General features: G+C 39.1%; 20 protein-coding genes. 4 read left to right on the top strand and 16 right to left on the bottom strand.

Going from position 1 to position 26,969, the window contains the following annotated elements:
* The first annotated feature begins 17 nt into the window (after positions 1–17).
* The 3 genes from sbcD (at position 18) to DK865_RS11605 (ending at position 5,706) form a co-directional block, all read left to right on the top strand.
* Positions 18–1,247 (top strand): exonuclease subunit SbcD, encoded by a 1,230-nt coding sequence (gene sbcD, locus DK865_RS11615; RefSeq protein ID WP_023580901.1) that lies wholly within the window; start codon positions 18–20, stop codon positions 1,245–1,247.
* Complete coding sequence (locus DK865_RS11610) at positions 1,247–4,975, top strand: AAA family ATPase (protein ID WP_109391980.1); 3,729 nt, start codon at positions 1,247–1,249, stop codon at positions 4,973–4,975. The genes sbcD and DK865_RS11610 overlap by 1 nt, the downstream gene beginning before the upstream one ends.
* A 131-nt stretch (positions 4,976–5,106) precedes the next feature.
* Positions 5,107–5,706: a nitroreductase family protein gene (locus tag DK865_RS11605; protein ID WP_023580903.1), complete on the top strand. Its 600-nt coding sequence runs from the start codon at positions 5,107–5,109 to the stop codon at positions 5,704–5,706.
* Positions 5,707–5,952: 246 nt separating this feature from the next.
* On the opposite strand, the gene DK865_RS11600 is transcribed toward DK865_RS11605, so the two are convergent.
* The 4 genes from DK865_RS11600 to DK865_RS11585 all read right to left on the bottom strand — a co-directional run bounded on the left by DK865_RS11600 (position 5,953) and on the right by DK865_RS11585 (position 11,677).
* Positions 5,953–7,575 carry a bifunctional metallophosphatase/5'-nucleotidase gene (locus DK865_RS11600; RefSeq protein ID WP_023580904.1) on the bottom strand — a complete coding sequence of 541 codons (1,623 nt, stop codon included), beginning with the start codon at positions 7,573–7,575 and terminating at the stop codon, positions 5,953–5,955.
* Between the two features lie 19 nt (positions 7,576–7,594).
* Positions 7,595–8,371 (bottom strand): ribonuclease T2 family protein, encoded by a 777-nt coding sequence (locus DK865_RS11595; protein WP_036911738.1) that lies wholly within the window; start codon positions 8,369–8,371, stop codon positions 7,595–7,597.
* Between the two features lie 85 nt (positions 8,372–8,456).
* Entirely contained in the window at positions 8,457–10,412 is a 1,956-nt protein-coding gene (locus tag DK865_RS11590) for a bifunctional 2',3'-cyclic-nucleotide 2'-phosphodiesterase/3'-nucleotidase (protein ID WP_023580906.1), read from the bottom strand.
* An 86-nt stretch (positions 10,413–10,498) separates the two neighbouring features.
* Positions 10,499–11,677: a porin gene (locus tag DK865_RS11585; RefSeq protein ID WP_228407774.1), complete on the bottom strand. Its 1,179-nt coding sequence runs from the start codon at positions 11,675–11,677 to the stop codon at positions 10,499–10,501.
* Between the two features lie 1,421 nt (positions 11,678–13,098).
* On the opposite strand from DK865_RS11585, the gene rdgC reads away from it, so the two are divergent.
* A complete protein-coding gene (gene rdgC / locus DK865_RS11580; protein ID WP_023580908.1) occupies positions 13,099–14,007 on the top strand; it encodes a recombination-associated protein RdgC in 909 nt (302 codons plus the stop codon).
* 72 nt (positions 14,008–14,079) lie between these two features.
* Here the strand turns inward: rdgC and yedF are convergent, their stop codons facing one another.
* The 12 genes from yedF to hybO all read right to left on the bottom strand — a co-directional run bounded on the left by yedF (position 14,080) and on the right by hybO (position 25,412).
* Entirely contained in the window at positions 14,080–14,322 is a 243-nt protein-coding gene (gene yedF, locus DK865_RS11575) for a sulfurtransferase-like selenium metabolism protein YedF (RefSeq protein WP_006535172.1), read from the bottom strand.
* Complete coding sequence (gene yedE, locus DK865_RS11570; protein ID WP_109391979.1) at positions 14,319–15,545, bottom strand: selenium metabolism membrane protein YedE/FdhT; 1,227 nt, start codon at positions 15,543–15,545, stop codon at positions 14,319–14,321. Before yedE ends, yedF begins: the two co-directional genes overlap by 4 nt.
* Positions 15,546–15,754: 209 nt before the next feature.
* Positions 15,755–16,774, bottom strand: coding sequence for a hydrogenase expression/formation protein HypE (gene hypE / locus DK865_RS11565; RefSeq protein ID WP_109391978.1), 1,020 nt, complete (start codon positions 16,772–16,774; stop codon positions 15,755–15,757).
* Positions 16,771–17,907: a hydrogenase formation protein HypD gene (gene hypD, locus DK865_RS11560; RefSeq protein ID WP_109391977.1), complete on the bottom strand. Its 1,137-nt coding sequence runs from the start codon at positions 17,905–17,907 to the stop codon at positions 16,771–16,773. Before hypD ends, hypE begins: the two co-directional genes overlap by 4 nt.
* Positions 17,894–18,160, bottom strand: coding sequence for a hydrogenase maturation factor HybG (hybG, locus tag DK865_RS11555; protein ID WP_006535180.1), 267 nt, complete (start codon positions 18,158–18,160; stop codon positions 17,894–17,896). Before hybG ends, hypD begins: the two co-directional genes overlap by 14 nt.
* Positions 18,151–19,368, bottom strand: coding sequence for a hydrogenase nickel incorporation protein HypB (gene hypB / locus DK865_RS11550; RefSeq protein ID WP_109391976.1), 1,218 nt, complete (start codon positions 19,366–19,368; stop codon positions 18,151–18,153). Before hypB ends, hybG begins: the two co-directional genes overlap by 10 nt.
* Before the next feature lie 62 nt (positions 19,369–19,430).
* Complete coding sequence (gene hybE / locus DK865_RS11545) at positions 19,431–19,925, bottom strand: hydrogenase-2 assembly chaperone (RefSeq protein WP_023580915.1); 495 nt, start codon at positions 19,923–19,925, stop codon at positions 19,431–19,433.
* Positions 19,922–20,410 (bottom strand): HyaD/HybD family hydrogenase maturation endopeptidase, encoded by a 489-nt coding sequence (locus DK865_RS11540; protein WP_023580916.1) that lies wholly within the window; start codon positions 20,408–20,410, stop codon positions 19,922–19,924. Before DK865_RS11540 ends, hybE begins: the two co-directional genes overlap by 4 nt.
* Positions 20,410–22,113, bottom strand: coding sequence for a hydrogenase 2 large subunit (hybC, locus tag DK865_RS11535; RefSeq protein WP_023580917.1), 1,704 nt, complete (start codon positions 22,111–22,113; stop codon positions 20,410–20,412). Before hybC ends, DK865_RS11540 begins: the two co-directional genes overlap by 1 nt.
* Positions 22,110–23,291, bottom strand: a complete 1,182-nt coding sequence (gene hybB, locus DK865_RS11530) for a Ni/Fe-hydrogenase cytochrome b subunit (protein WP_023580918.1) — start codon at positions 23,289–23,291, stop codon at positions 22,110–22,112. The genes hybC and hybB overlap by 4 nt, the downstream gene beginning before the upstream one ends.
* Entirely contained in the window at positions 23,278–24,291 is a 1,014-nt protein-coding gene (gene hybA / locus DK865_RS11525) for a hydrogenase 2 operon protein HybA (RefSeq protein ID WP_036911746.1), read from the bottom strand. The genes hybB and hybA overlap by 14 nt, the downstream gene beginning before the upstream one ends.
* A complete protein-coding gene (gene hybO / locus DK865_RS11520) occupies positions 24,288–25,412 on the bottom strand; it encodes a hydrogenase 2 small subunit (RefSeq protein ID WP_023580919.1) in 1,125 nt (374 codons plus the stop codon). Before hybO ends, hybA begins: the two co-directional genes overlap by 4 nt.
* Between the last annotated feature and the right edge of the window lie 1,557 nt (positions 25,413–26,969).

Below are 26,969 nucleotides of genomic sequence, written 5' to 3'. Positions count from 1 at the left end.
AAAAAAGAGGGATAGCAATGCGGATTATTCACACATCAGACTGGCATTTAGGACAATATTTTTTTACTAAGACTCGCGCTAAAGAACATCAACAGTTTCTTGATTGGTTGTTAGTCCAAATTAAACATTATCAAGTGGATGCACTGATTGTTGCAGGCGATATTTTTGATACTGGCTCTCCTCCCAGTTATGCCCGAGAACTTTATAACCGTTTTGTTGTTGCGATCCGAGATACGCAATGCCAGCTCGTTATACTAGGTGGGAATCACGACTCTGTAGCCACCCTAAATGAGTCAAAATCACTATTGGCGTGTTTAAATACGACCGTTATTGCCAATATTGATGCTGAAACACCACAAGCTCCGCTCATTCTTCCTCAAAAAGATAACACGCCAGGCGCATTACTTTGTGCGATCCCTTATCTACGTCCTAGAGACATGATCAGCAGTAAAAGCGGGCAATCCGGTGCTGAAAAACAAAATGCCCTGAAAGAAGCGATTGCTGACTATTATCAAGCTCAATATCAAGTGGCTCTCGATTTACGTAAGCAACTAAATGCCAAGATCCCTATTATTGCAACCGGTCATCTTACAACCATTGGTGCAAGCGTGACGGACTCGGTACGCGAAATTTATATTGGAACTCTAGAGGCTTTTTCTGCCACCCTATTTCCTGAATTTGACTATATTGCTCTTGGTCATATTCATCGCCCTCAAGTGGTGAATAAATCAGGTCATATTCGCTATAGCGGTTCCCCTATTCCGTTAAGTTTTGATGAAAGTGGACAACAGAAAAGTGTCTGCCTTATCGATTTTGAACAAGATAAATTAACTAACCTCACACTATTACCGATCCCTGAGTTTCAATTACTACGCACTATCAGTGGTTCATTAAAAGAGATCGCGATACAACTTGAGGATCTAAAAAAACAATACGGTGAATTAGACACCACGATTTGGTTGGATATCGAAGTCTCAACCCAAGATTATCTCAGTGACATACAAACTCGAATTCAAGAGTTAACTAACGACCCCCTTTTTGATGTGATCTTATTAAGAAGAGCCAAAAAACAGCGACAAACGTTCACTCAAAATGAGAACGAAACACTGACCGAATTAACCGTTTATGATGTTTTTGAAAGACGTTTAGAACAACATGAATTTGATTCAGAAGAGACAAAAGCACGCTTAACAACATTGTTTAAGCAAGCCGTTGAAATGGCAGAACAAGAGGATAACGAAGCATAATGAAAATCTTAAGTCTGCGATTTAAAAATATTAACTCCTTAAAAGGTGAATGGAAAATTAACTTCAACCAAGAGCCTTTTATTAGCAACGGATTATTTGCGATTACAGGCCCCACGGGGGCAGGAAAAACCACCCTATTAGATGCGATAAGTTTAGCGCTTTACCATCGAACGCCACGACTAGATAAAGTCACACAATCACAAAATGAATTAATGACACGCCATACTGCCGAATGTTTGGCGGAAGTTGAATTTGAAGTCAAAGGTGTGGCTTATCGTGCATTTTGGGAACAGCGTCGTGCTAATTATAAAGAAGATGGCAATCTTCAAGCACCACAAGCAGAACTCGTTAAAATTAATACCACGGGCGGTGATGATAAAATATTGGCAACAAAAATAAGCCAAGTAAAAGAGATGATCATCAGTATTACAGGGCTTGATTTTGATCGTTTCACTAAATCAATGTTGCTTTCTCAAGGACAATTTGCGGCTTTTTTAAATGCAGATGACAAATCTCGTGCTGAATTACTCGAAGAACTCACCGGTACCGATATTTATCGCCATATTTCTCAATCTATCTTTAAACATTGGCGTGAAGAAGAACAAGCATTAAAAATGCTAAAACAGCAAGCCGAAATGATGGCGTTATTAGATGAAAATGCTCGCCAAGCTTTATTAACTGAGCAAACTGAGCTTTTTACTAAAGAGCGCCAATTACAAAAGGAACAACAAGCATATCAAGTCGCAAAACAGTGGCAAGAGAAAGAAATTGAACTCAATAAAAACAAAATATTAGCACAAACTGAGGTTAACTTAGCACAAGATGCATTAGTTGCAGCCAAACCCGATATTCAACGCCTTGAGAATAGCGAACCGGCAGAGAAAATCCGTCCGATTTATGATGAAAAAAATCGTCTATTAAAAGAACAAACTTATATTGAGTCACAACTCTCAACGCTAAAAGAAGAAAAAAAACGTCTTGAACAACAGAGCCAACCTATTCATCAGCATTTAGTTGAAGCTCGTAACACATTTAAACAGCATGATGAGAAAAAACAGCAAATATTACAGCTTATTCGTGAAAAAGTAGCGCCATTAGATAGTCAGTTAATCTTGTTACAACAAGATATTTCAGTAAAAACACAGCAAAAAAATACGCTAGAGAAAACACAGTCAGAATATCTGCAAAAAATACAGTTAACAGAAGCCCAATTAGCTAGCTCACAAAAGCAATTTAATGAATTAAATGAATATTTAACTCAGCATAAAGCTCATGCTCAACTTGCTGAAAACTTACCTTTATGGCAACGCTATTTTGAGCAATATGATGAAATCACAGAAAAATATTTCATTAGCCAGAAAAGTGAAAAGGGGGAACAAGAAAAAGAGCAGCTTCTTAAACTTTCCCTCGAAAAAGCAACACTTACACTAGAAGAACAACAGCACACGCTGAATTTACAGCAACAACAGTTAAGCGAATTACAAACGCAACTTGAGCAACAAAATAGAGCAGATGCCATTGCAGATATCCCTCATCGTTTGCAAAAAATTTCTCAGCAAAGAAATGCGCTCGCAAAACTAATGGGGTTACAGGCTCAATTACAGCGTGCAATCAAAACTGAACATCAGTACCAACAAACTCAGTCAGATAATCAGCAAAAAATAGCTGTGCTAACTGAAAATATCAGCAAAAATAGCATCGTTTTAAAAGAAAAAGAGCAACATCTTAAAGATTTAAATGACAATTATCTTTTAATACGAAAATTAGCCGAATACGAAGAAGAGAGACAACGTTTAGTTAAAGACAACCCATGTCCTGTTTGTGGTTCAACCGAACATCCTTATGTTGAAAAATATAAAGAAATTAAACCCGACGAGACCAAAACACGGCTAGATATTTTAACGCAGCAAGTTCATGCATTAACAATAGAGTTAGTCGAACAAAAAACACAGTGTGCTAACTATCAAGCTCAAAACGAAAAATTAAGTCGTGATTTTGAGCAACTAACACAAGATATTGCGTCATTAAAACAGCAATGGCAGATCTTAGCTCAAACTTATGCATTACCGAATGTTGACAGCGAAGAAACGGCTTTAACTCAATTAGATTCAGAACTTGAGAAAGAAGATAATTTACTGACACAAAAACGGATTAGTTATCAACAATTAGAAGCTAAAATTCAGCAAGAATACAAACAGTTATCTGATAATAAAGAGCAATTTAATCAACAACAGCAAGCGATCCTTCATCAACAAAATGAATTTGCTCAACAACAGAAAGAAGTTTCCAATAAACAACAACAAACAGCGCAATACCTTCAACAGCAAACCCAGCTAGCGCAGGATCTGCAATCTCTTGTCAAACAACAAGGTTATGAATTACAAGAATTTGAAGATAAAATTCAATGGCTTACTGCACGTAAAAAAGAGAACCAACAATATCAATCAACCTTAACAACCCATCACGAATTACAACAAACAATCCGCGAATTGTTATTAACGTTGGAAGAGAGAAAACGCTATTTATCTGAAACTCAAAAAGAACTTGATGATGTTGTCGTCCATTTACACCAATTACATCAGCAGCAAGAACAGCTAAAAACACAACGACAAACTTTATTCGGAACACAAACCACCGAAGATACCCGCAATGAATTGGATAAACAGAGTCAGTTGTTACAAAAACAAATTGAGCAATATAGCGAAGAAAAAAATCGACTCGAAATCCGTTTAAATCAGCTTATTGGTCAATATCAGGAAAACGAAAAATCACAGCAACGGCTTCTTGTTCACTCACAAGCCACCCTTGAACAATATCAAACTAGCTTAAAAAACAGCCCTTTTGCTGATGAAAAGGCATTTCTAGCCTCTCTGTTATCTGTCGAGGAAAGAAATCGTTTACAAGAACAGCAAAAACAGCGGCTTGATAAACTATTACAAGAGAAAACGCGCTTAGATACTCAAGAAAATGTTTATCAACAACATTTGTCACAACAGCCATTATTGGCAACACAGCAAAATCTTGCACAAATTAATACTCAATTATTGCAATTAGACACCCAAGTTACTCAATTACAAGAAACCAAATTCCGTATTCAAGAGCAACTGCGTCTTGATGAGGAAAAACGCAAAGCGCAACAGGATCTACTTATCCGCATGACCAAACAACAATCTCAGTTCGATGATTGGAGCTATTTAAATGAATTGGTAGGATCTGCATCAGGCGATAAATTCAGCCGCTTTGCTCAAGGTTTAACACTTGATCACCTCATTTATTTGGCTAACCGCCGTTTAGAAAAGCTTCATGGACGTTATTTCTTGCAACGCAAAACACTAGCCAGCCTTGAACTACAAATTGCAGACACGTGGCAAGCAGATGCACTGAGGGATACTCGCACGCTCTCTGGTGGGGAAAGTTTTTTAGTCAGTTTATCGCTCGCCTTAGCGCTGTCGGATTTAGTCAGTAATAAGACCCAAATCGAATCACTCTTTCTAGATGAAGGCTTTGGCACATTAGATCCCGATACCTTAGATATTGCATTAGATGCTCTCGATAGCCTTAATGCATCCGGCAAAATTATTGGCGTAATTAGTCACGTAGAAGCCATGAAAGAGCGCATTCCAGTCCAAATTAAGGTCAAGAAAGCCGGAGGCTTAGGTATTAGCCAGCTTGCCCCTGAGTTTAGATATGCAGGTAAACAGATTCTAAATCAAGTAGTTAAAAACTAGGTCGAATATTTTGACGTAACTGATTAAATTTTTTATATATCAATAAATCACTGCTAAGCCCTATAGTATGTCCATAGATTAGCTCAAGCTAAGACACGCTTTAAGCGCTTAAATTTCTCAAGGAGACAATCATGTCTAACGCATTTACTGATTTAATGAAAAAACGTAGAACAATTTATCATTTAGGTAATCAACTTCCTATTAGCGAAGACAGAGTCACTGCAATTATCAAAGAAGCGGTTAAAGAGAGCCCAACAGCATTTAACTCACAAACATCTCGTGTTGTTGTTCTGTTTGGTGAACAACATCAAAAACTGTGGGATATTGTTAAAAACACCCTGAAAAAATTAGTTCCCGCAGAAGCATTTAGCGCAACTGAAGCTAAAATTGATAGCTTCGCCGCAGGTGCGGGTTCGATTCTGTATTTCGAAGACACCGATATCGTAAAAGGTCTTCAAGAGCAATTCCCACTGTATGCGGATAATTTCCCTGTATGGTCAGAACAAGCAAGTGGTATGGCGCAACTCTCTGTTTGGACTGCATTAGCAGCAGAGAACGTAGGTGCTTCATTACAACACTACAACCCAATTATTGATGACGAAGTTCATGCTACTTGGGATCTGCCAAAAACATGGAAATTAAGAGCACAAATGGTCTTTGGTTCGATTGAACAAGAGGCTGGTGAAAAGAATTATATGGAAGATGATGCACGCTTTAAAATCTTCAAATAAGTGTTAGAACAGACATCTGACGAAAGACCCTAGCAATAATAAGTAATACCCTCTTTTCTTTACTTTCATTCCATTGCCCACAAGCCTCTGTGGGCTTTTTTTTATTACATGCCCATAAAAAAAGAGCAAAGTGCGCAATGAATACAAAGGTAGGGATGGACCCTTTGTGTTCAACACTTTGCTCTCTTTATTTATTTACGCACCTCCCGTAAGAGGTGCGATTTTCACAAGGCGTATGAAAATACCTTATTTGCGTGTGATGTTATTCGCTTTTGGTTGAGCAATTGGAGACTGCTCAGCAAAGTATTTCACGACTGCATCAACATCTGGCACGCTGTAAACAGGATCTTTACCTTCTTTCAGTACAGAGAAGTTACTACCACCTGTTGCTAAGTATTCGTTAGCTACAACACGGTAGTTCGCTTTCATATCTACTGGTTTACCGTCAATTTTCATTGATTCAACGATAACACGGTTACCATTAGAGGCTTTGCTGTCCCATGTGTACTGGAAGTTACCTGAAATCGCTAACACTTGTGGACGTGAACGATCCCATTGTTGTTCTAACAGACGTTTGATTTGCTCACCCGTTAATGTTTGAGTTAACAGTACGTTAGAGAATGGCTGTACAGTGTAGATAGCGTTATAAGAAACATCACCACCTGTCATATCAGCACGAATACCACCGCTGTTCATCAATGCGATTTGTGCACCACCCATATCTTTTGGTTTTGCAGTGTATAAATGCGCATCAGCAATCACTTGACCCAGTGCAGACTCGCCCGCGTCGTTAGTTTGCTTCGTTAAGTTACCTTCTAACTTACCAATGATACGGTTCGCTAATGGGGTCGCGATTTTTTCGTAAGCTTCTAACAGTTTAGTGACGGCTGGATCTTTTTCGTATTTACGGTTATCAACCCAAATATTACGAGCTTCTACATCAACAACATCTTTAGTTGTTTTATCTAATTTCAGGTCAATACGCGTTAACATTGCACCGTTAGATTGTGCAGATGTCACTGATTTACCGTTGATAGTACAGTTGTAAGCTTGGTGAGTATGACCCGTCACAACAAAGTCAATCGCTGGATCTAATTGATCAACAACACCCAGAACTTTACCTGTAATACCATTACATGCGTTGATATTTACTGGACCACCATCACGACGCTGTGCTGCACCTTCGTGGATCAACACACCAATCGCTTGAACACCCTGTGCTTTTAATTGAGGCACTAAAGCATTGATGGTTTTTGCTTCGTTATGGAAGCTTAAACCTTCAGTACCTTTAGGCGTTACGATTGCAGCAGTACCTTCTAGCGTGACACCAATAAAGGCGACAGGGATACCGTTGAATTCTTTGATAACATATTCAGGGAATAACGTTTTACCTGTTTCATTAACCGTTACGTTTGCTGATAAGTATTGGAAATCAGCCCCTTTAAATTCTGTTGGACCTTGGCAACCCGTCACTGGGTGACAGCCACCGTTCTGCTTACGCAGTAACTCGCCCATACCTTTATCAAATTCGTGGTTACCCACAGATGTTGCTTCTAAGCCAGCTAATGATAATGCTTCAATTGAAGGCTCATCATGGAACATTGAAGATAACAGTGGGCTTGCACCAACCATATCACCCGCCGCAACAACGATGTTGTTCGGGTTATCTTTCTTCATTTCTTTAATTAATGTTGCCATGTGCTCGATGCCACCAGGTTTGTTTGGACCTGGCGCTTTTAGCGCACCGTGGAAGTCGTTCATGGCGATAACACGCACATCAACAACATTGGCTTCGTCGTAGTTCTTTGCACAACCCGCTAATAAGACTGAGCTTACTGCTAGTGCAACGAGTTTATATTTATGGTTCATTTAAAATTTATCCCTAAGATCAAAATTCACGTTTCGGACAATCAATTACTTCGAAATCTTTGCTATAACAGATATAGAATTCATCTCGATTAATTTGAATTTCTTTATCCTTCAGTGACGGATTGTGTTCTTTTAAGAACTTAATCAATGCACTGTTTGAAGGACGGCCTTCTGGTAATACTAACGCTTCATACAACTCTTTTTGTTTACCAAAGAATGCATCTGGTGTATCAAACGCACATACACCATGTTTTTCCCATTCGCCTTGTAACAGATCGATACCTGGAGAATCACACAGATAAGGTTTGATAGTAGAGTATTCTAAAGGAGGTAAATCGCCTTTACATAAACGAGGATGCTTGCGTATGTCTTTCCAATCACGGCACTCTTCCCATGATTTACCATCACAGGTTTCAGCCCACAGCCCATGAACAATCCAGCCAAATTTGTTATCAGAGAAACACTGGATTTCAAATTTATCGTACTCACGTTTTGCACGATCTTTTTCATTATCGTTATTTAAACGTTTAATGTTATTACTTTTATAATCACAAAAAGCGGGTGAGTAGTTAATCGCTAACTTAAAGTAATCTGTTGATGCGGTGCTATTTTGACCATAGCGATCATTAGAAGCAATGTAGTCGTAAGGTGCTGTTGGAGCATCAGGTAAAATACAAGATACGCCTTCAACTAATTTAGCTTGAGGTTTTAATGGTTCTGTAATTTCAGGTGCTTGCGTTGCACATCCTGCTAGCACTAAAGCGAAAGCAGCAGGTAATAGCTTCATAAAGCGCATAAAATCCCCTTAAAGAGTAATAAATTTTACTCTCTTGGTTCAAAAAGGTAAGAGAAACCTGCCCTGAATGGGCAGGTTTAATAGCTTATTTCTTCTCAGTTAAATCAATTTTGTAAATTGCAAAACCGATTTCATCATTTTCCACAAAGGTCATTGGATATTGAGCGAAATCTTTAATAAATGCAGCCGCTTTTTCACTTGGAGAAGTTTCAAAACGGACATCTAACGCTTTGTCAGTCTTAATAGGTAAGAATGACCAGTTATTAGCCGCTTTCGTTACAACTTCACCTTTTTCTTTCGTTTGCTTAGCAATGTAAGAAGCTAAGATGGCACGGTTTTCATCTGGAGATGCAAACGCAATATTCGCTTCACCAGTACCCGCAAACTTACCGCCGTATCCACGATAGTTATTTGTTGCAATCAAGAATGTTGCTTTAGGATCGATTGGCTTGCCTTCGTAAGTCACTTCTTTGATACGATTAGCGTCTTTGTTAACGACTTGGCAATCAACGTCATATTTAGCTGGCTGAGTTAAGTCAACTTTATAGTTCACACCACTAATAGTGTCGAAGTTATAAGTACGGAAACCATCCCAGTTGATCAGTTCTTGTGGTTTCGTTGAGTTAGGATCAACTTGGTTCCACATACCTGCTGAACATTCTAACCACTCAACAACATCCGCACCGGTTGCTTTAACAACCACTAATGTATTTGGATACAGATATAAGTCTGCAGCGTTACGGAATGTTAAGTCGCCTTTTTCAACTTCGACGAAGTCTGCTGGTGCATTTTTACGACCACCAGCTTTAAATGGTGCTGCTGCACCTAATACAGGTAAACCGTCTAAATTCGGATCACCTTGAATAAAGTGTTTGGTGTAATCAACTTGTGCATCATTAACGATTTGTACAGTTGGATCGCTCTGTACTAAAGCTAAGAAGCTGTACATGTTGGCAGACGCTTTACCAATGTGTTTACCCACGAAATCACGGGTACCTTGGTGTGCTTTTTCGATGATTTGCGCTAACTCAGCATCACGTTCAACTAATGCTTTTTTGTTTGCTTTATCGAAGATAGGACGTGCTTCACCCGTTGCTTCAGTCATCACCCATTTACCGCTGTCGTTATTGATAACCATATCAACGACACCTAAGTGATCACCCCATTGTCCAGGCATAACAGCAGGAACACCGTTTACAGTACCTTTCGCTGTATCTACCCCTTTAATACCTTCGAACTCTTTGCTTGGGAATACGCCGTGAGCGTGACCAAACATGATTGCATTGATACCTTCAACTTCGCTTAAATAATAAACAGAGTTTTCAGCCATTGCTTTGTACGGCTCTGACGCGAAACCAGAGTGAGGAATAGCCACAATCAGGTCAGCACCCTCTTTTTTCATCTGAGGGACGAATTTTTTCGCTGTTTCTGTAATGTCATTTACAACGACCTTACCATCCAGATTGGCTTTATCCCAGATTAAGATCTGTGGTGGTACGAAGCCGATATAACCAATCTTGATAGTGTGTTCTTTACCATCACGATCTTTTACTGGTGTATCAACAATAATATAAGGTGTGAAATAGTTTTTGCCTGTTTTCGCATCCATCACGTTGGCGTTGATGTAAGGGAATTTAGCACCGGCAATGGCTTTTTTCAGGTAATCTAAACCATAGTTAAATTCATGGTTACCAAAGTTACCGACGGTGTAGCCCATGGTGTTCATCAGCTGGTGAGCTGGATGAGATTCGCCTTTTTCTAAGCCTTTAGCTGCTTGATAGTCAGCCAGCGGGCTACCTTGGATCAAGTCACCGTTATCAACTAAAATCGCATTGGTTGCTTCAGCTTTTGCTGCTTTAATTAAATTAGCAGTACGGACATAACCAAACTGTTCTGTTGGTTTGTCTTTGAAGTAGTCAAAGTCGATTAAGTTACTGTGAACATCAGACGTCTCCATAATACGAAGATCGACTGTCGCAGCATTCACGTTGAATGCGACAAACATTGCTAATGTTGAAATTTTCAACACGTTCTTAACCATTACACACCCCTTATATATTGGTTAACAGGAGAGCAAAATGGCTCTCCTTTGGTTACTTCTGTCAAACGGTAGTGCCTTTACTTGGACTAGAAGTACAGACGCATACCAGTTTCGAAGATATATTGTTTTTTATCTTCATATTTCGGGTTTTCGCTACGTGCATCATCATAGGCAACTTCAGCGAATAAACGTAAGTTGTTGTATTTAGATACCGCAAAACGTTTATCTACACCCATAGTATAGGTTTCTTTTTTGTAGTTGAATGTATTGGCATCACCATCACGCAGGTAGTAACCCGCATACATACCACTTTCAATACGATCCCAGTGCCATTTCACACCAACACCATATAAATCTGCTTTCCAGTCGCCTTTAACTGAACTCCAGCTAGTCGGTGCTTGGTTTTTATCTAAAGCAAAACCATTATTTTTACCACGTGACTGACCATAATCTAAACCGATAGAGAATTCACGTCCTGGGAAGAAGTATTCCGCACCAAAAGCTAAAATACTGTTCTCTGGGTTTTTACCTTTATTTGGGCTATTTTTAGACGTCGTTGCTTCGCCCGTTGCAGAAGAATAACCTGCATCAAACTCTAAACCGAAAGTTGATTTATAGAAACCTACAATAGAGTATGCACGTGTGATATCACCTGATACACGGCGGCCATCTTCACCAGTTTTACCGGTTACAGTACCCGCTAATTTGAAGCCTTCATAACGGTTAGTTTCTAAGAAAATAGTTTGTGGTAAACGGGTCATAAAGTTGTTTTTACCAACACCTTTACCATCAGCATAACCGTTGTGGTAACCTACTGAACGACCTAATACATCGCTAAAGTAGAATACGCCTGTGTTACCGTAGCCGTAGCTTGACTTTTTAACCCAGTCAATTGGGATATAAGTACGACCAAATTGAATTTGACCATAATCACGGTGAGAGAAGCCGACATAACCCACACGGTTGTACATTTCAAAGTTTGATTTAGGGTTGTCACTGTTCGTTTTTTGAGTGTCTGAACCCCACTCTAATTTACCAAAGACTTTGATATCGTTAGTCAGTTCGTGTGAACCGAAGAAACCGATACGGCTACCATCATCATTCATTTTCATTTCATGATTTTGGCTAGTCACTTGTGTTTTTAAACGGAACTGACCATTTACATCAAAACGTGTCCCTTTATCGTTATACACGTTTACCGCATTTGCCGATCCAGAAAGAACCAACAAACCCACCAGTGCTGCTAGAGGCTTCAAGCTTTTCATGATTAAAATACCCATCTATTTTCTATAGTTTTATGATTTCCTTTAAGGTCAAAAATAATACCGCCGTATATAGTTGACCTGAGATTCAAGCAAAAGATCTCTGCCACGAATTTCGAAAAAGAAAATCGCTCTCACAATTGATAATTTTTATAGCTACTAATTATGACTCTACAAAATCTTCTTAAAGGTTTTAATTTCCTTGACACAGACGTAATCACCAATAAGACACAAAAATAATATCCTCATTATATTTAAATAAGGGCATTGCTTTTATTTCTGTCAGGAAAAGAAATCGGTTATTGAGTTTTCGATGGCATGTTACTCAAAAAAAAGCCCTACTTTCGTGATGCAGCCCACAATTACATCAATGTGCATTTTCATAGTTACATACCTAAGTGATAGGTATCACAATTAAAGGTAAAGATACGTGTTTTTTGAACTTAATCAACTTTTTAAAAATAGCACTTTTGGATTTTTCTTTTATATTTCATTTCTTTATAAGACTCTTTTTTTTGCTAATAAAAAATTTTTCGTCCTATTTAATATATTTAAAAGGAAGTATTAATTTTAACCACTAAATAAATAACACTAAAGATTTAAATATTGTTATTCCTAATTAATAATTTTTTATCTTTATATTTATTTCTTATTTAAATAAAGGCAAAGTCGAATTTAAATACAATTTAACTGGTGGTAACGAGTAGCACGCCATCTTAAAAAGAATAATTATCTACAAATATTAAAAAGAGAAGCACAAGAATGCCATTCAATCACAATATCTAATCAATACGTACAAGTAACAATAAAACCCAAAGNATAATTATCTACAAATATTAAAAAGAGAAGCACAAGAATGCCATTCAATCACAATATCTAATCAATACGTACAAGTAACAATAAAACCCAAAGAAACATTATAAAATCTAAACTATTACCATGGTTAATATAAAAAGCCCAATCGTGCTCTTTTAACGATATTTGAAAAAAAAAGATCAATATTTGTGATCTTAATCACTTTGTTAATGGTGAAAAATGCCCTCCTACATTTTCCTAATTTTGTGATAATTATCACATGAGAGTGTCAAGAATATTTTTGTTTTGTAAATTAATGCAGGGATAAATCTGAAAGTGATTTCAGTTTGTAAACAAAAAAGAGCATAAAAATATAATTATGTGATTTTTATCACATAATGACTTGTGCTAAAAATCATGTTATTTCATTATTAATATTCTTAATCAATTCAATTTTAATAATAATGATACTCATTATCATGAAGTAAATTTACTTATTATTCGTTTCAGCTTTTTTATCTTTTTATTAAATAACAGCGTATAGATTTTCTTTTAAGGGATATGACCTTTTAGATACCCGAAACATTCAGTATCATATTGAGGTAAATAATGATTAAGGGGAATGTCAGATGCTGTGGTTTAAAAATATTTTGGTCTATCGCTTAAATAAAGAGATAGCACTGTCAATGGATGAGTTAGAACAACAGCTTGCTTCATTGGCATTCACACCTTGTAGTAGCCAAGATATGACCAAAACAGGTTGGGTTTCGCCAATGGGCGATCGTGGTGAGGCACTGATTCATGTTGCTGGTAAGCAAGTGATGATCTGCGCACGTAAAGAAGACAAAATCCTACCTGCAACTGTGATTAAAAATGCCCTACAAGATAAAGTTGAAAAGCTTGAAGGTGAACAAGGACGCAAACTGAAAAAAACAGAAAAAGCGACCTTAAAAGATGAAGTGGTACACACTCTGCTTCCTCGTGCATTTAGTAAATTCTCACAAACATTTATTTGGCTAGATTTAGAAAAACAACTCGTTATTGTTGATTCAGGCAGTGCAAAACGTGCCGAAGACAATTTAGCATTGTTACGTAAAACCTTAGGTTCATTACCCGTAGTGCCACTGAGCTTTAATGAATCCGTTGAATTAAAAATGACAGAGTGGGTACGCTCTGGAGAACTTCCAGCAGGTTTTACCTTGATGGATGAAGCAGAGCTAAAAGCGGTGCTCGATGAAGGTGGCGTTATTCGTTGTAAGAAACAAGAATTAGTGTCTGACGAAATTGCGACACATATTGAAGCGGGTAAATTTGTCACCAAACTTTCTGTAGATTGGGAAGATCGCCTTCAATTTATGCTTTGTGATGACGGTTCTATCAAACGCATAAAATTCAGTGAAACTTTACGTGAGCAAAATGATGATATTGATAAAGCCGATTTTGCCCAACGTTTTGACGCTGATTTTGTTTTAATGACGGGTGAATTAAGTGCACTGATCGAACGCGTTACTGAAGTGCTAGGTGGCGAAGCCGAATAATAACCACTTCTCAAGAAAACAGCCTATCATTCACAATGCATAGGCTGTTTTTTTATTTAATAAAAATATAATTTATTTTTGAATTAAATATCGAATCGTTGGACCATCTTGTTGAATATCTAATACGGTATAACCATAGTTTTTCGCATCAAGAGGGATATTATTAATGGATTGTGGGCAATCACTTACCACTTCCAAAATTTCACCTTTCTTAAGTGATGGCATTGCTTCTAGTGTCGCCACCGCAGGATAAGGGCAAGGTTCACCAACCATATCTAGACGATAATCAGGAATAATGGTGTCTTTCTGGCTCATGCGATTTCCTTATTAATCTGTGTTGAAATAGCGTTTTGTTGTTGTGCTTTTTTACGGAAAAAGTGTTTTTCCCACCAAAGTAATAATGCAAATGACAGACCCAACATCAGATACGTCACACCTAAACCCCCCACGGGACCAAAGGTATCAAGTAAATTAATCTTGTCATAATCCGTTGCGATCACAGAGGCAAAATCATCCCAATAATAAGCCAGTAATGTTGAACCGATTACATTACCCAATCCCACCCACCAAAAGTGGATTTGACCTTCAACGGCACGATACATCCAACCCGTTTCACACCCACCAGCAAGCACAATACCGAAACCAAAAAGTAATCCCCCAATGACAGCATTAGGGCCTGCCCACATAATTTTCGGTGCAGCACCTAATTGGACATAACTGAAGATCCCAATCGCACTCACTGCCATACCGATGATAATCGCTTTTGCCATATGAGTTCTGCCAGTGATCCATAAGTCACGGAAAGCAGAAGTAAAACAGATTTGCGCACGTTCAATTAAAATCCCAAAACCAATACCGCCTAGCATAGCGAAACCCAGTTTGGGTGAATCAAAGAGAATAATTAAAGACCATGCAATCATGGCAAAAAAGATAACCATTCCCAATCTAAAGCGACGTTTCGCACGTTGTTTATCTTGAGTAATCGGTGAAGCTTGGCTGACTTTTTGCAGTTTTACGGGGATACGAAACAAAGGCATTAATGATAACTTGGCGCCAAAGTAAGAACCGATTGCGGTCGCAACCGCGAAAAACCAAGCATGTAAAGAGAACTGAGGAATACCCGTAAAGAAGGCAGCAAGGTTACAGCCCATTGCTAAGCGAGCACCAAAACCGGCGATGATCCCACCTAGAACCGCTTGAAGAATACGAATTTTATGTTGAGGATGACGAAGTTTGACGTTATTAGCCCAAAGAGCCGCCATAATACAACCGCCAAACATCCCGATAATCATCACACCATCAATACGCGTTAATGGCGTACCTTCAAGACCGATGATTTTAAAATAACCCCATTCCTCAGGATGAGCGCCAAACCACTGCATAACGTGACCACCCCAGCGAGTAAACTCACCCGTGACAGCCCAGAATGTGCCGGTTAAACCAAAGTAGTAAGTTGATAAGATACCTGCCGCGATAACGGCTGGAAGAGGCTTCCAAAAACGGATCAGGTATTGAGATTTAAATTCTGACCAAGACATGTTTTTTCCTAGAACTAACCTCTACGAGAGACACTCTCCACGCAGTAGGATTGGGCGAACATGTTACTCCAATAATTTTTTTATCAAAGAGTCAGTATTCAGATAAATGAGAGAAATTTGCGTTATAACAATTTTGTTGTAACAAGAGGGTAACTTATCCCACTTATAAATTCAGTGAACATGTCAATTTATAAGTGGGGAATAAGTGTTTAGCAAATACGAGGTAAAGGCTCGTTATAAGGGAGGTCGAGGATACGGCTAGTCCCGAAAATACCTGTTAAACGAATATAATTATCCTCAGTGACTTCGCCAATCGTACAAGCATCTTTACCTAAAACATGTTGATGCAGCGCTTCAAGGACTTGGGCTTCCGCTTCTGGTGAAACCACTAACACAATTTTTCCTTCGTTAGCAAAGTTCAGTGCTTCAAGTCCTAATAGTTCGCATACACCACGAACGGATTGTTTCATCGGTAATTTGCTTTCATGCACGTTCATACCACAACCGCTGGCTTGAGCAAACTCATGCAAAATCGCCGTCACGCCACCTCGAGTAGCATCTCGTAATGCTTTAATTCCTTCGATTTGACGTAAGGGAGCAATCATTGGCTCAAGCACCGCGCAGTCACTTTGCAGATCCGCTTCAAGCCCTAAATTTTCACGAAGATTCAGGATTGTTGCTCCGTGATCGCCAATAGTACCGCTCACTAAGATCTTATCGCCAGCGTTAATATTACTTGCAGCCCAATTAATTGCTGTTGGAATAACTCCAATCCCCGCAGTATTGATAAAGATTTTATCCGCAGCACCACGAGGAACGACTTTCGTATCTCCGGTAACAATTTGTATTCCTGCTTGCGTCGCTGCTTTCGCCATCGCCATAACGAGGGTTTCGAGGGTTTCAAATGGAAGCCCTTCTTCCAGAATAAAACCACATGAAAGGTAACGAGGAACCGCACCACCAACAGAAAGATCGTTAGCCGTACCGCAAACAGATAATTTACCAATATTGCCACCGGGGAAAATAATGGGATCGATGACATAGCTGTCTGTACTAAATGCAAGACGATCGCCAAGAGTCGTTAACTCATTTAACGAGATCCGCGCTTGGTCTTCTTTTTCATTTAATAATGGATTATCGAACGCTTTTAAAAACAGTCCTTCGATAAGTTGTTGCATACCTTGCCCACCATTTCCTTGAGCTAAGGTGATTTCATCAGGTTGTTTCATATATTACCTTCACGGCGATACTGATAATAAGCCGCACATGCACCTTCTGATGATACCATCAAGGCACCCAATGCCGTTTCTGGTGTACAACTTTTACCAAAGAGTGGGCAATCAGAAGGTTTGCATCGTCCTGTTAATACATCGCCACAGCGAGATTGTGGATTGTCTGCCACTTTCTGCGGTGCGGGAGTAAAACGTAATTCAGCATCAAACTCAGAATAAGCTGGTGTTAATTGAATACCTGACATTGGGATCTCACCCAACCCACGCCATTCGCTGGTTTCTTTTAACATAAACACTTCGCTAAGTGCTTTTTGAGCCAACTTATTACCTTCATTCGGTACAATGCGACTATATTGGTTTTCAATACTTAAAACATAAGCTGTGTTTTCTGCTTTTGCTTTAAGTTGTTTAATGACCATCAGTATAGCTTGCAATAAGTCTAATGGTTCAAATCCGGTCACCACAAAAGGCTTTTCAAATTCGTCACATAGTGGTTGATATGGCGTACAGCCAATCACCATACTCACATGCCCTGGCGCAATAAAGCCGTCAATGCGAACATCATCTTGCTCTAGTAGACAACGTAAAGTTGGTACGATAGTAATATGCTGACAAAACAGAGAAAAGTTTTTAAGTCCGCGCAATTTCGCTTGTTGTAGCGTCATTGCCGTACTTGGCATCGTCGTTTCAAAACCTAAGCCAAAGAAGACAACTTGTTTATCTGGATTATCTTGTGCAATTTTGAGTGAATCGAGCGGTGAATAAACAATACGAATATCACTGCCACGACGACGCGCATCAAGCATTGAGCCATTACGACCCGGTACTCGCATGGCATCCCCAAAAGTACAAAAAATGACATCAGGACGGGCAGCAATTTCTAAACAGGCATCAATTCGCCCCATCGGTAATACACAAACAGGGCAACCCGGACCATGAACAAATTCAATTTCTTCTGGTAATAAGCGATCTAGACCAAATTTAAAAATGGCATGAGTATGCCCACCACACACTTCCATAATTTGTAATGGGCGTTTAATAGGATGGGGCCATTGTGAAATAGTTTCACGAATTTGGACGAGTAAGGCTTTCGCAAGTTCGGGATCACGAAATTCATCAACGTACTGCATCATCAGCCTCTTCCAGAGTCACACCATAAACATGTTGTAATGCATCAAGGGTATCTTGTGCTTCTTGCTCATCAAGAATACTCATGGCAAATCCCACATGAATAAGTACCCATTTACCTAATAATTCACTAGGTTCGCCTTCACATACCATCGAAATATTAACAGCGCGTTTGACGCCACTGACTTCGGCATAAGCGAGTTGGTGGACGTCTTCGCCCACCTCAACAATCTTAGCTGGAACACCTAAGCACATAAACGACTCTCCAACCAAGCTAACCACTCTTCCATACCTTCACCCGTTGTTGCTGACAACGCAATGATTTCGATATTTGGGTTAACACGGCGAGCTGATTCAATACAGGCTTGAACATCAATATTCAGATGTGGTACTAAATCAATTTTATTGATAATCATTAAATCAGCTGCAGCAAACATATGCGGATATTTCAGGGGCTTATCTTCACCTTCAGTGACAGAAAGAATAGCAACTTTATGCTTTTCACCCAGATCAAAACTGGCAGGGCAAACTAAGTTACCCACGTTTTCAATAAAGAGAACGCTGTTATCTTGTAAGCCTAATTGGTGTGTCGCATCATGCACCATTTGTGCATCAAGGTGACAACCTTTACCGGTATTCACTTGGATCGCAGGTACTCCGGTTTCACGGATGCGATCCGCATCATTAGTGGTTTGCTGATCGCCTTCGATCACAGCACAAGGCACACGTTGTGCTAACTGTTTTAATGTTTGTGTTAATAGTGTGGTTTTACCAGAACCAGGGCTTGAAACTAAATTCAATGCCAATACATGCTGTTGTTCAAAATGTTCGCGGTTATGAACAGCAATACGGTTATTTTTATCCAACACATCCATTTCAATTTTCAGCATACGCTTTTGGCTAATACCAGGAGCATGTGTTCCTGCTTCACCTTGACCATAATGCATATTCTGATTTTCAATCACTGGGCTAAATTGCTCTTCGTGATCGTGGCTGTGAGAATGATGATGTGCATGCTCATGGCTATGATCATGGGCATGTTCGTGATCGTGACTATGAGCATGGTCATGATGGTGTGAATGATCATGCTCATGATGATCGTCATGTCCATGATGATGTTCATGGAAAACAGGGGTTTCGTTTAGCTGTGCATCGTTATGAAAATGAAGATGAACATCACCACTGTTATGGTAATAGTGGTGATGAACGATGATAGGCTGACCATGTGTTTCGTAGTTATGCTTATGCTTTTGTTCAGACTTATCAATATATTTATGAACAGTATTCGCTGGAGTAGCATTGTGTTCATGATGGTGATCATGCCCATGATGGCCGTGATCATGATGATGACCGTGGTCGTGATGATCATGGTCATGAGAGTGATGATGGTGGTGCTCATGTGAATGAGGCTCTACGCCTTCAATTCTGACATTGCCTTCACCACAACCGCAAGTGCTACACATATTCTGACTCCTGTACTATTCAATAAGAAGAATGTGACTCTGTGTCGCGTAAAATTTCTACTCTATGATCTTAACTGACCACGGAAGAGAGAACGACGACTTAAATCAACTTCTGCTACGGATTGTGTCTGCACAGGAAGAGAAAGAGCCATTTTTACACTATTTTCAACCAAGTCAACAGCATGCTCTGCGGTTAAATGTCTATCAAGTGGTGACATTAATGAACAAGCAAGATATTGCATCCCTCCCGCCAGCTCACCCACAACGAATTTAATCTGACCACAAGGTAATTCTAACCCAATACGATCACCGACTTTTCGATGTGGCCATTCTTGTGAAGGTCCAGGGAAAACGACAAGCTCTAGCATCCAAGGAGTAAGAACAGCCCCAATCCACTGATTTTCAAATAAGGTAAAGCCCCCTGCTTTTACAGGAACGCCTTCGCGGTAAAAAGGCAACCCTTTCATCTCTTTGTCAGCAATTTCACTAAAACGTGCTTCAAGTTGCTCAACAGGCGGTTCATCGTACCCGACAATATCCCAGCTTATTTCACTCATGCGGTTACCTCTTTGGGTGTGACAGGAATACCATACTCACGCAAAATATTGACAACATGTTCTAACGCAATTTCCATTGATTTTTGACCAATGTCAGACAGCGACATGCTTGGCTCTAATGATGCAGGTTCAATGCCCACTAAAATAAGCTTACGTGGAAATTCATCTGTCATACGTAATGCCATTAAGACATCAGATAAGCCTAGCTGATGAGGCGAGATCTTCTGTGTAAACAGCGCGGGAACATCATCATCATGTAACACAAAAATACTTCCTGGTTCATGATTACTTCTTACCGCATCGGCAACAATCAGGAGGTCTCTTGCAGCGATATCTTGCAAAATTTCCATACCTGATGTGCCACCATCAATAACATCGACGTTCTCTGGTAAAGAGAAGCGCTCTTCGAGCGCTTCTACTATACGAACACCAATGCCTTCATCGCTTAGTAATAAATTACCAATGCCTAAGACGAGAGTTCGCATTATAATACCTTCACCTTACTGAGTTCTTTACCTGTTAAATCAACCATATGTACAGCACACGCCATACATGGGTCAAAGGAGTGGATCGTTCTTACCACTTCTAATGGTTTTTTCGGATCAGCAACAGGTGTGCCAACAAGTGATAACTCATAAGGACCCGGTTCATCATTAAAGTTACGAGGACCCGCATTCCATGTAGATGGAACAACTGCCTGATAGTTAGTGATTTTACCGTCTTTAAACACGATCCAGTGAGATAACATACCGCGAGAGGCTTCTTCAAAACCCACACCTCGGTACTCTTTACCTGGTTCAAACTCTGGTTTAATAAAGGAAGTCGTATCACCACGACCAATATTGTCAACCAGTGATTGCCATAACGTTGCTAGAGACTCTTGTAATACACACGCATGAACAGTACGTCCAATAATGCGACCCCAAGTAGATTCTAACTGCTCTGTCACCAGTGTTTCGTTGGTTAAATGAGTATAGATCTTATTGATGTCATTGTAGTGTTTAACAGTACCTTCGTGCTTACCTGCTAAACCACACACTAACCATGCTAATGTACCGACTTCTACAGGTTTACCATAGAATGTTGGTGATTTAACCCATGAGTATTTGTTGTTTTCATCCCAACCAGTGTATTTAGGACGAGTTAAACCTTCCCATGGTTTTAATGGTTCATCATCTTCATACCATGCGTGTTTACCACTTTCCTCGATACCCTCTTTCAGGTTTTCATCTTTCCAGTTTTTAATTGGTCGATACGTAGAGAAATCAATCCCTTCCATATAACCACCAGAAAGTAAGAACTCAGTGTTATTACCATTAATTGGTAACTCAGGTACAGACAGATAGTAGTTAGCACCTTTACCGATTTTTAACCATTCAGGATAATATGCAGCGAAAATCGCAGTATCGACTTTATAAACTTGGTTAACGAAATCACCCAGTTTATCGATAAAGCTTTTCACGTACATTAAACGTTCTAAGTTAAGAACACTTGGTGCATCAAGATTAATTGGGTTAGCCACACCGCCCACAGCCAAGTTTTGGATATGTGGTGTTTTACCGCCCAAAATAGCCACGATACGGTTTGCATCACGCTGACACTCAAGTGCTTGCAGATAGTGAGCAACCGCAATCAGGTTAACTTCTGGTGGCAATTTCATTGCCGAGTGACCCCAATAGCCATTAGCAAAAATACCTAACTGACCACTGTCCACTAAACCTTGGATTTTTTTCTGTACTTTTCTGAACTCTTCAGCAGAGTTCAAGTGCCAATCAGAAACGCCTTTCAGCATCGCTGATGCTTTTTCTGGATCGGCTTGTAATGCAGAAGTAATATCAACCCAGTCCATCGCAGAAAGCTGATAGAAATGGACAATATGGTCATGAATAATATGCGAGCCGAGGATTAAGTTACGGATATACTGCGCATTGACAGGAATATCCATTCCTAAAGCATCTTCGACAGCACGTACTGAGGCAATAGCATGAACCGTTGTACATACACCACAGATACGTTGCACGATAATCCATGCATCACGAGGGTCGCTCCCTTTTAGGATCTCCTCCATTCCGCGCCACATGGTACCGGAAGACCAAGCCTTAACAACTTTTCCGTTATCAATTTCACAATCGACGCGTAAATGCCCTTCAATACGGGTAATAGGATCAATAGTAATGCGTTGGCTCATGATTTAACCTCAGCCTTTTTTAATTGTATATTCGAATCTGTTTGTGCAGGTAAAACCGGCAATAAACGGATAATAAGAATGTAAGCAGTTACTTCAAATGCAACGAAACCAATAGAAATCAGCAATTCACTTGCTGTTGGGAAATAGTGGTAACCATTGCCTGGATTGTAAGCAACTAAAGAGTAGTTCATACGCCACATTGCTGCGCCAATTAAGATAAATACAGCACAAACAAACAGCATTTTTGGACTACGGCGGTTATTATTTAAATGCATTAAAATAAGAGGAAGTAATAACAATGCACTTTCAGCAATGAATAACCACGAGAACATATCCCCATTTCCGATATAACTCAGTTTACCGTTCCAAATAATTTCACCCCAGCGACATACCAAGAATGCGATCAGCAACACTTCGATCACTTTAGTTAACTTGGTAAATAGCGGTGTTTCATCATCATTCATGGTACGACTTGCTTTTAGCAAAGAGCCTTCAAAAATAACGATAGTGAAACCAAGGAGAAAGGCGGTTAACAGAGAAAACAGCGGTAACATCTCATAAGATTGCCACAGTGGATGCACTTTCCAACCCGCTGAAATCATTAATGATCCCATTGAAGATTGGTGCATGGTTGGCAGCAAAGCACCAAGACCAATAATAAAGAACATCGCTTTATTAAGACGTTTCAACGACACTTTCCAACCTAAACGTTCTAATAACGCAGGTAAGAATTCTAATGCCATCACCATAATGTAGATGGTCATACAAGTCGCTGTTTCAAACAACACTGAGTTAACGTTAAAGTATTGCGGCATAAAGAAGTGAGGCATGTTCCAATAACGACCAATATCAATAGCGATGGATAAACCACCTAATGAATAGCCGAACAAGCTCGCTAACAATGCTGGACGTACTAATGGGTGAAATTCCCCTTTATTAAAGACATAAACAGCCCATGCAAGTGCCCAACCACCACATGCAAAGCCTGTTCCTATCAATAAGTCAAAGGCAATCCAAATACCCCAAGGATATCCCCCATTCAGATCAGAGACATCGCCCAGACCTAATACCAAACGCTTACCAATAAGAATAAAACCGAGCACAGCAAGCGGTAAAAATACTCTTACTGCGAGAGTAAATAACTTACCGCCAAGTGGACGAGGATCATGACTCGACATCGTTATCCTCCTTGTGGTGTTCCTGCTCTTGTTTTTTACTATTACGGTTAACCAAATAGGTGATCCCTGCAAGGGCTGCTATTGGTAATACCATGCCTTTGTAAAGCGTATGTTGAATATGTTCAGAACGTGCCCCCGTTGATAATGGCGCCACTTCTGGCATACCTAGATTGTCGAAAGGAACAGCAGAAAGTACCATGACTTGTGTACCGCCACCTTCAAACTCACCATAGATATGATCTTGATATTCAGGAATTTTATGTAGATAAGTATCGCCACCACTAATGGTTTGACGTGGGTAATGATATTCTTCACCCGCTTTTTTCGCTAAACGACGTTTTGCTTCTTCCAGCAACTCTTCGCGTGTACCGAAAATAACTGCACCAGTAGGACAAACTTCAACACAGCCTGGTAATAAGCCTTTATCTAAGCGCTCAACACCTTTTTGGTTACAAAGCTCACATTTATAGAGCTTACCAAATGGATCGTCATAATCGTATTTTGGAATGTTATAAGGGCATCCCACCATACAATAACGACAACCAGTACAGATATCCGCGTGATAATGGACAATACCGGTTTTTGGATCTTTGGTTAACGCAGAAACAGGGCAAACAGAAACGCAGTTTGCATCAACACAATGCATACATTGTTTCTTAATAAAGGCATAACCGTTTTCCAGTTGGTCTTTATTTTCACCAGTACCATCACGCCAAATTTGAATAATATTATTTGTGTAAGGACTTAATTTGTCATTGTTTGACCAAATCGGATCACCATTAGCGTAAGTATCACCACGCTCCATTGGCTCCGGGTGATTAATTTCCTGACATTTTGTGACACATGCTTGACAGCCTACACACAGTGTAGAGTCGTAGAGCATACCGAGAGACCCAGGAATTGGGGGACGGTTCTGCGCCGCAGCATGACTCGCAGTGGGTGCCATTCCCGCAAGGAGAACCCCACCTGATGCCAGCTTAAAGAAATGACGCCTATTCACCGTTTATCCTCCTGTGAGGCTCCTGTGGCATTCTTGTCACGGCCTAATTGACGCACAGCCATCACACTGACACCCGCAACTGCACCCACGACAGCACCCAGTAAGCCAGCAGCACCATAAGAAACACCACCACCTTCTTTTGCGTTAACATCAGGTACTTGTGCTTTTGGTGTTGGCTGATAAACGTTCGCTAATTGGAAAATACCTTTAGTAAATCCGATACCTTCTTCGTTACAACCATAGCAAGGGTGACCGATACCGACAGGCCAGATCCCACCACCCACATCGCAGAATTCTAATGTTGGGCAGTTACCATAAGTTTCAGGGCCTTTACAGCCTAGATGGTATAAACACCAGCCTTGACGATGACCTTCATCACCAAATTCTTTAGCAAAACGACCCGCATCAAAATGAGGGCGACGTTCACAGTTTTCGTGAATTAAACGCTCATAAGCAAAAAGCGGTCTGTTTTTGCTATCTAATTTAGGCAATTTGTTGAAAGTAATAATATGTGCAACAGTTGCTAAGAAGTTATGTGGGTTTGGTGGACACCCTGGAATATTGATAACGGTTTTACCCGGTAAAATGGCTTCCAGTGATTTAGCACCTGTCGGGTTGCCCCCAGTAGCAGGTACCCCACCCCATGCAGAACATGAACCAATAGCAATAATCGCAGCAGCCCCTTCAGCAGCTTCTTTGATATGCTCAAGAATTGGTTTACCTGCAACCATACAGTAAATACCGCCATCTTTGTCTGGGATTGAACCGTCAACAACGAGGACGTATTTACCTTTATATTTCTCCATCGCATTGTGTTTATTTTCTTCAGCTTGATCACCAAAAGCTGCAGAAAGCACTTCGTGATATTCGAGTGCGATAACATCAAGAACGAGGTTTTCCAGAGTCGGGTGAGTTGCTCGTAATAAAGACTCTGTACACCCTGTACATTCCTGAGCACCGATCCAGATAACGGGTGGACGTTCAGGTGATGCCATTGCTTCTGACATTTCCGCGGCAGCTTTGCCGCTTAATCCCATGGTAGCTGACAACGCAGCACACAATTTCATAAAATCGCGTCGGTTAATACCATGATGGGAAAAAACATTATTCCCCAAGGCCATATATCTCTCCTGATATGATGATTTTTAATTGGAATAATTTTAAAACACCGCCTTTTTAACACTCCGACACAATAATGACTTGATCATTATCAAGCGATAATTCATTAAAAGATAAATTATTCCTTTATGTGAGTAAAAACGTTTCAGCAATATAAGCTTCAATGCCTAATTTTTATATATTTCGTCATTTTAAATTTATTAAAATTCCATTTAATAATGATAAGGAAAATAGAAACAATTATCATTATCTTAAAAAGTCGAGATATGAAAAAGATAAAACAAAGATTAATCATACACTTATAAAGAAGACAAAAAATAAACAATTTATAAGACAATATATTTAAAATATTACAAAATTAATAATTCATTATTTCTAATTTCTAATAAAAATTATTAAAAATAAGTTCTAATATATTTTTTAATTATAATGATGACTCTTCTTTTCATATTATCAACCTTTACATTACATCATCAATAATGTTAAAAATTGCATTTCATAAACAAGAAATGATTACATTAATATATTTAATTTCTGCTTATTTTTATTACCAATTCCGAGGCTCTTCTTTTGTTATTAAATTTTAATCACCATAATAATGTTTATTTTTTAGCCAAATACTAACCTGTTTTTCTTATCATTTTTCATGTAGTTATAAGTATATTCGTTTTTGGAATAAGAAGTCGTCTTAGTATAAAACCGCTATAAAATTAAATACATATTGATGTAAGGTGATATCAACAAGATAAGATCATTAACAATTACTAATCAGTACATAATGGAGATAATTTCGTTAGGTTATTTTATAACATATCGAATTTATAACGAAATGAACGTAAATAAAATTTAATGTTAAATCCCTGTTGTTTTTGTGGATAAAAAAACATAATTTGTCGATAAATAATCCCCAAATAAAGCCTATTTCTTTTTTTTGTAAGAATAGATAAAAGAAGTGAACACAAATCTAAAAAATTGAAAAATGCTTTGTTAACTGTTTGTGTTTTTCAAGCAGGCAAGATCTCGTTGATGATGAGCGATAAACTGAGAATCAGTGTCAACATGGTACACTCTGGGGATCTCAACTTAGAAGTGGCGATAACAACGGATATAACAAGCAAAATAAAAAAGCCATAACACCGAAATGTTATGGCTTCTAAATTTATTAAAATAATAAAATGCTATGTGTAGTTCTCTGCCTTTCACGTTTTATTTTACTCACCGCTTATCAAGGATAAGAAGTGGTTTGAATAAGTCAATAAAATCGACTTACTCGAAATTGGAATGACTGAAAACAACGGTCTACCTGGTGCAATAAAAAAATAAGTCCCCTAATGCGGATAACTTAGATAATAAATAAATTAGGCGTTTTAACACATTACAGAATATTTCAATTTGTAACGTGAATGCATTATATCCAATAAGATTTTTTGCGCAAGTTTTTTTACACTTAAATCAAATTTAAATAAAAACATTATAAATCACAAGGTTATAAAAAAATTTAACTTTAAAAAGTTGATTTGAAAAAATCCAAAAATGAAAAAAAATGAAGAGTTAATGAA

It is taken from the genome of Proteus cibi, from assembly GCF_003144405.1.
GTDB lineage: Bacteria > Pseudomonadota > Gammaproteobacteria > Enterobacterales > Enterobacteriaceae > Proteus > Proteus cibi.
Note: the sequence above shows the minus strand (reverse complement) of the source record. Positions and strands in the feature narration are given on the sequence as shown.

What these genes read in the sequence shown, in the direction of transcription:
- sbcD (WP_023580901.1), top strand. Translation starts at nt 18, where the DNA reads ATGCGGATTATTCACACATCAGACTGGCATTTAGGACAATATTTTTTT.
- DK865_RS11610 (WP_109391980.1), top strand. Translation starts at nt 1,247, where the DNA reads ATGAAAATCTTAAGTCTGCGATTTAAAAATATTAACTCCTTAAAAGGT.
- DK865_RS11605 (WP_023580903.1), top strand. Translation starts at nt 5,107, where the DNA reads ATGTCTAACGCATTTACTGATTTAATGAAAAAACGTAGAACAATTTAT.
- DK865_RS11600 (WP_023580904.1), bottom strand. Translation starts at nt 7,575, where the DNA reads ATGAACCATAAATATAAACTCGTTGCACTAGCAGTAAGCTCAGTCTTA.
- DK865_RS11595 (WP_036911738.1), bottom strand. Translation starts at nt 8,371, where the DNA reads ATGCGCTTTATGAAGCTATTACCTGCTGCTTTCGCTTTAGTGCTAGCA.
- DK865_RS11590 (WP_023580906.1), bottom strand. Translation starts at nt 10,412, where the DNA reads ATGGTTAAGAACGTGTTGAAAATTTCAACATTAGCAATGTTTGTCGCA.
- DK865_RS11585 (WP_228407774.1), bottom strand. Translation starts at nt 11,677, where the DNA reads ATGAAAAGCTTGAAGCCTCTAGCAGCACTGGTGGGTTTGTTGGTTCTT.
- rdgC (WP_023580908.1), top strand. Translation starts at nt 13,099, where the DNA reads ATGCTGTGGTTTAAAAATATTTTGGTCTATCGCTTAAATAAAGAGATA.
- yedF (WP_006535172.1), bottom strand. Translation starts at nt 14,322, where the DNA reads ATGAGCCAGAAAGACACCATTATTCCTGATTATCGTCTAGATATGGTT.
- yedE (WP_109391979.1), bottom strand. Translation starts at nt 15,545, where the DNA reads ATGTCTTGGTCAGAATTTAAATCTCAATACCTGATCCGTTTTTGGAAG.
- hypE (WP_109391978.1), bottom strand. Translation starts at nt 16,774, where the DNA reads ATGAAACAACCTGATGAAATCACCTTAGCTCAAGGAAATGGTGGGCAA.
- hypD (WP_109391977.1), bottom strand. Translation starts at nt 17,907, where the DNA reads ATGCAGTACGTTGATGAATTTCGTGATCCCGAACTTGCGAAAGCCTTA.
- hybG (WP_006535180.1), bottom strand. Translation starts at nt 18,160, where the DNA reads ATGTGCTTAGGTGTTCCAGCTAAGATTGTTGAGGTGGGCGAAGACGTC.
- hypB (WP_109391976.1), bottom strand. Translation starts at nt 19,368, where the DNA reads ATGTGTAGCACTTGCGGTTGTGGTGAAGGCAATGTCAGAATTGAAGGC.
- hybE (WP_023580915.1), bottom strand. Translation starts at nt 19,925, where the DNA reads ATGAGTGAAATAAGCTGGGATATTGTCGGGTACGATGAACCGCCTGTT.
- DK865_RS11540 (WP_023580916.1), bottom strand. Translation starts at nt 20,410, where the DNA reads ATGCGAACTCTCGTCTTAGGCATTGGTAATTTATTACTAAGCGATGAA.
- hybC (WP_023580917.1), bottom strand. Translation starts at nt 22,113, where the DNA reads ATGAGCCAACGCATTACTATTGATCCTATTACCCGTATTGAAGGGCAT.
- hybB (WP_023580918.1), bottom strand. Translation starts at nt 23,291, where the DNA reads ATGTCGAGTCATGATCCTCGTCCACTTGGCGGTAAGTTATTTACTCTC.
- hybO (WP_023580919.1), bottom strand. Translation starts at nt 25,412, where the DNA reads ATGGCCTTGGGGAATAATGTTTTTTCCCATCATGGTATTAACCGACGC.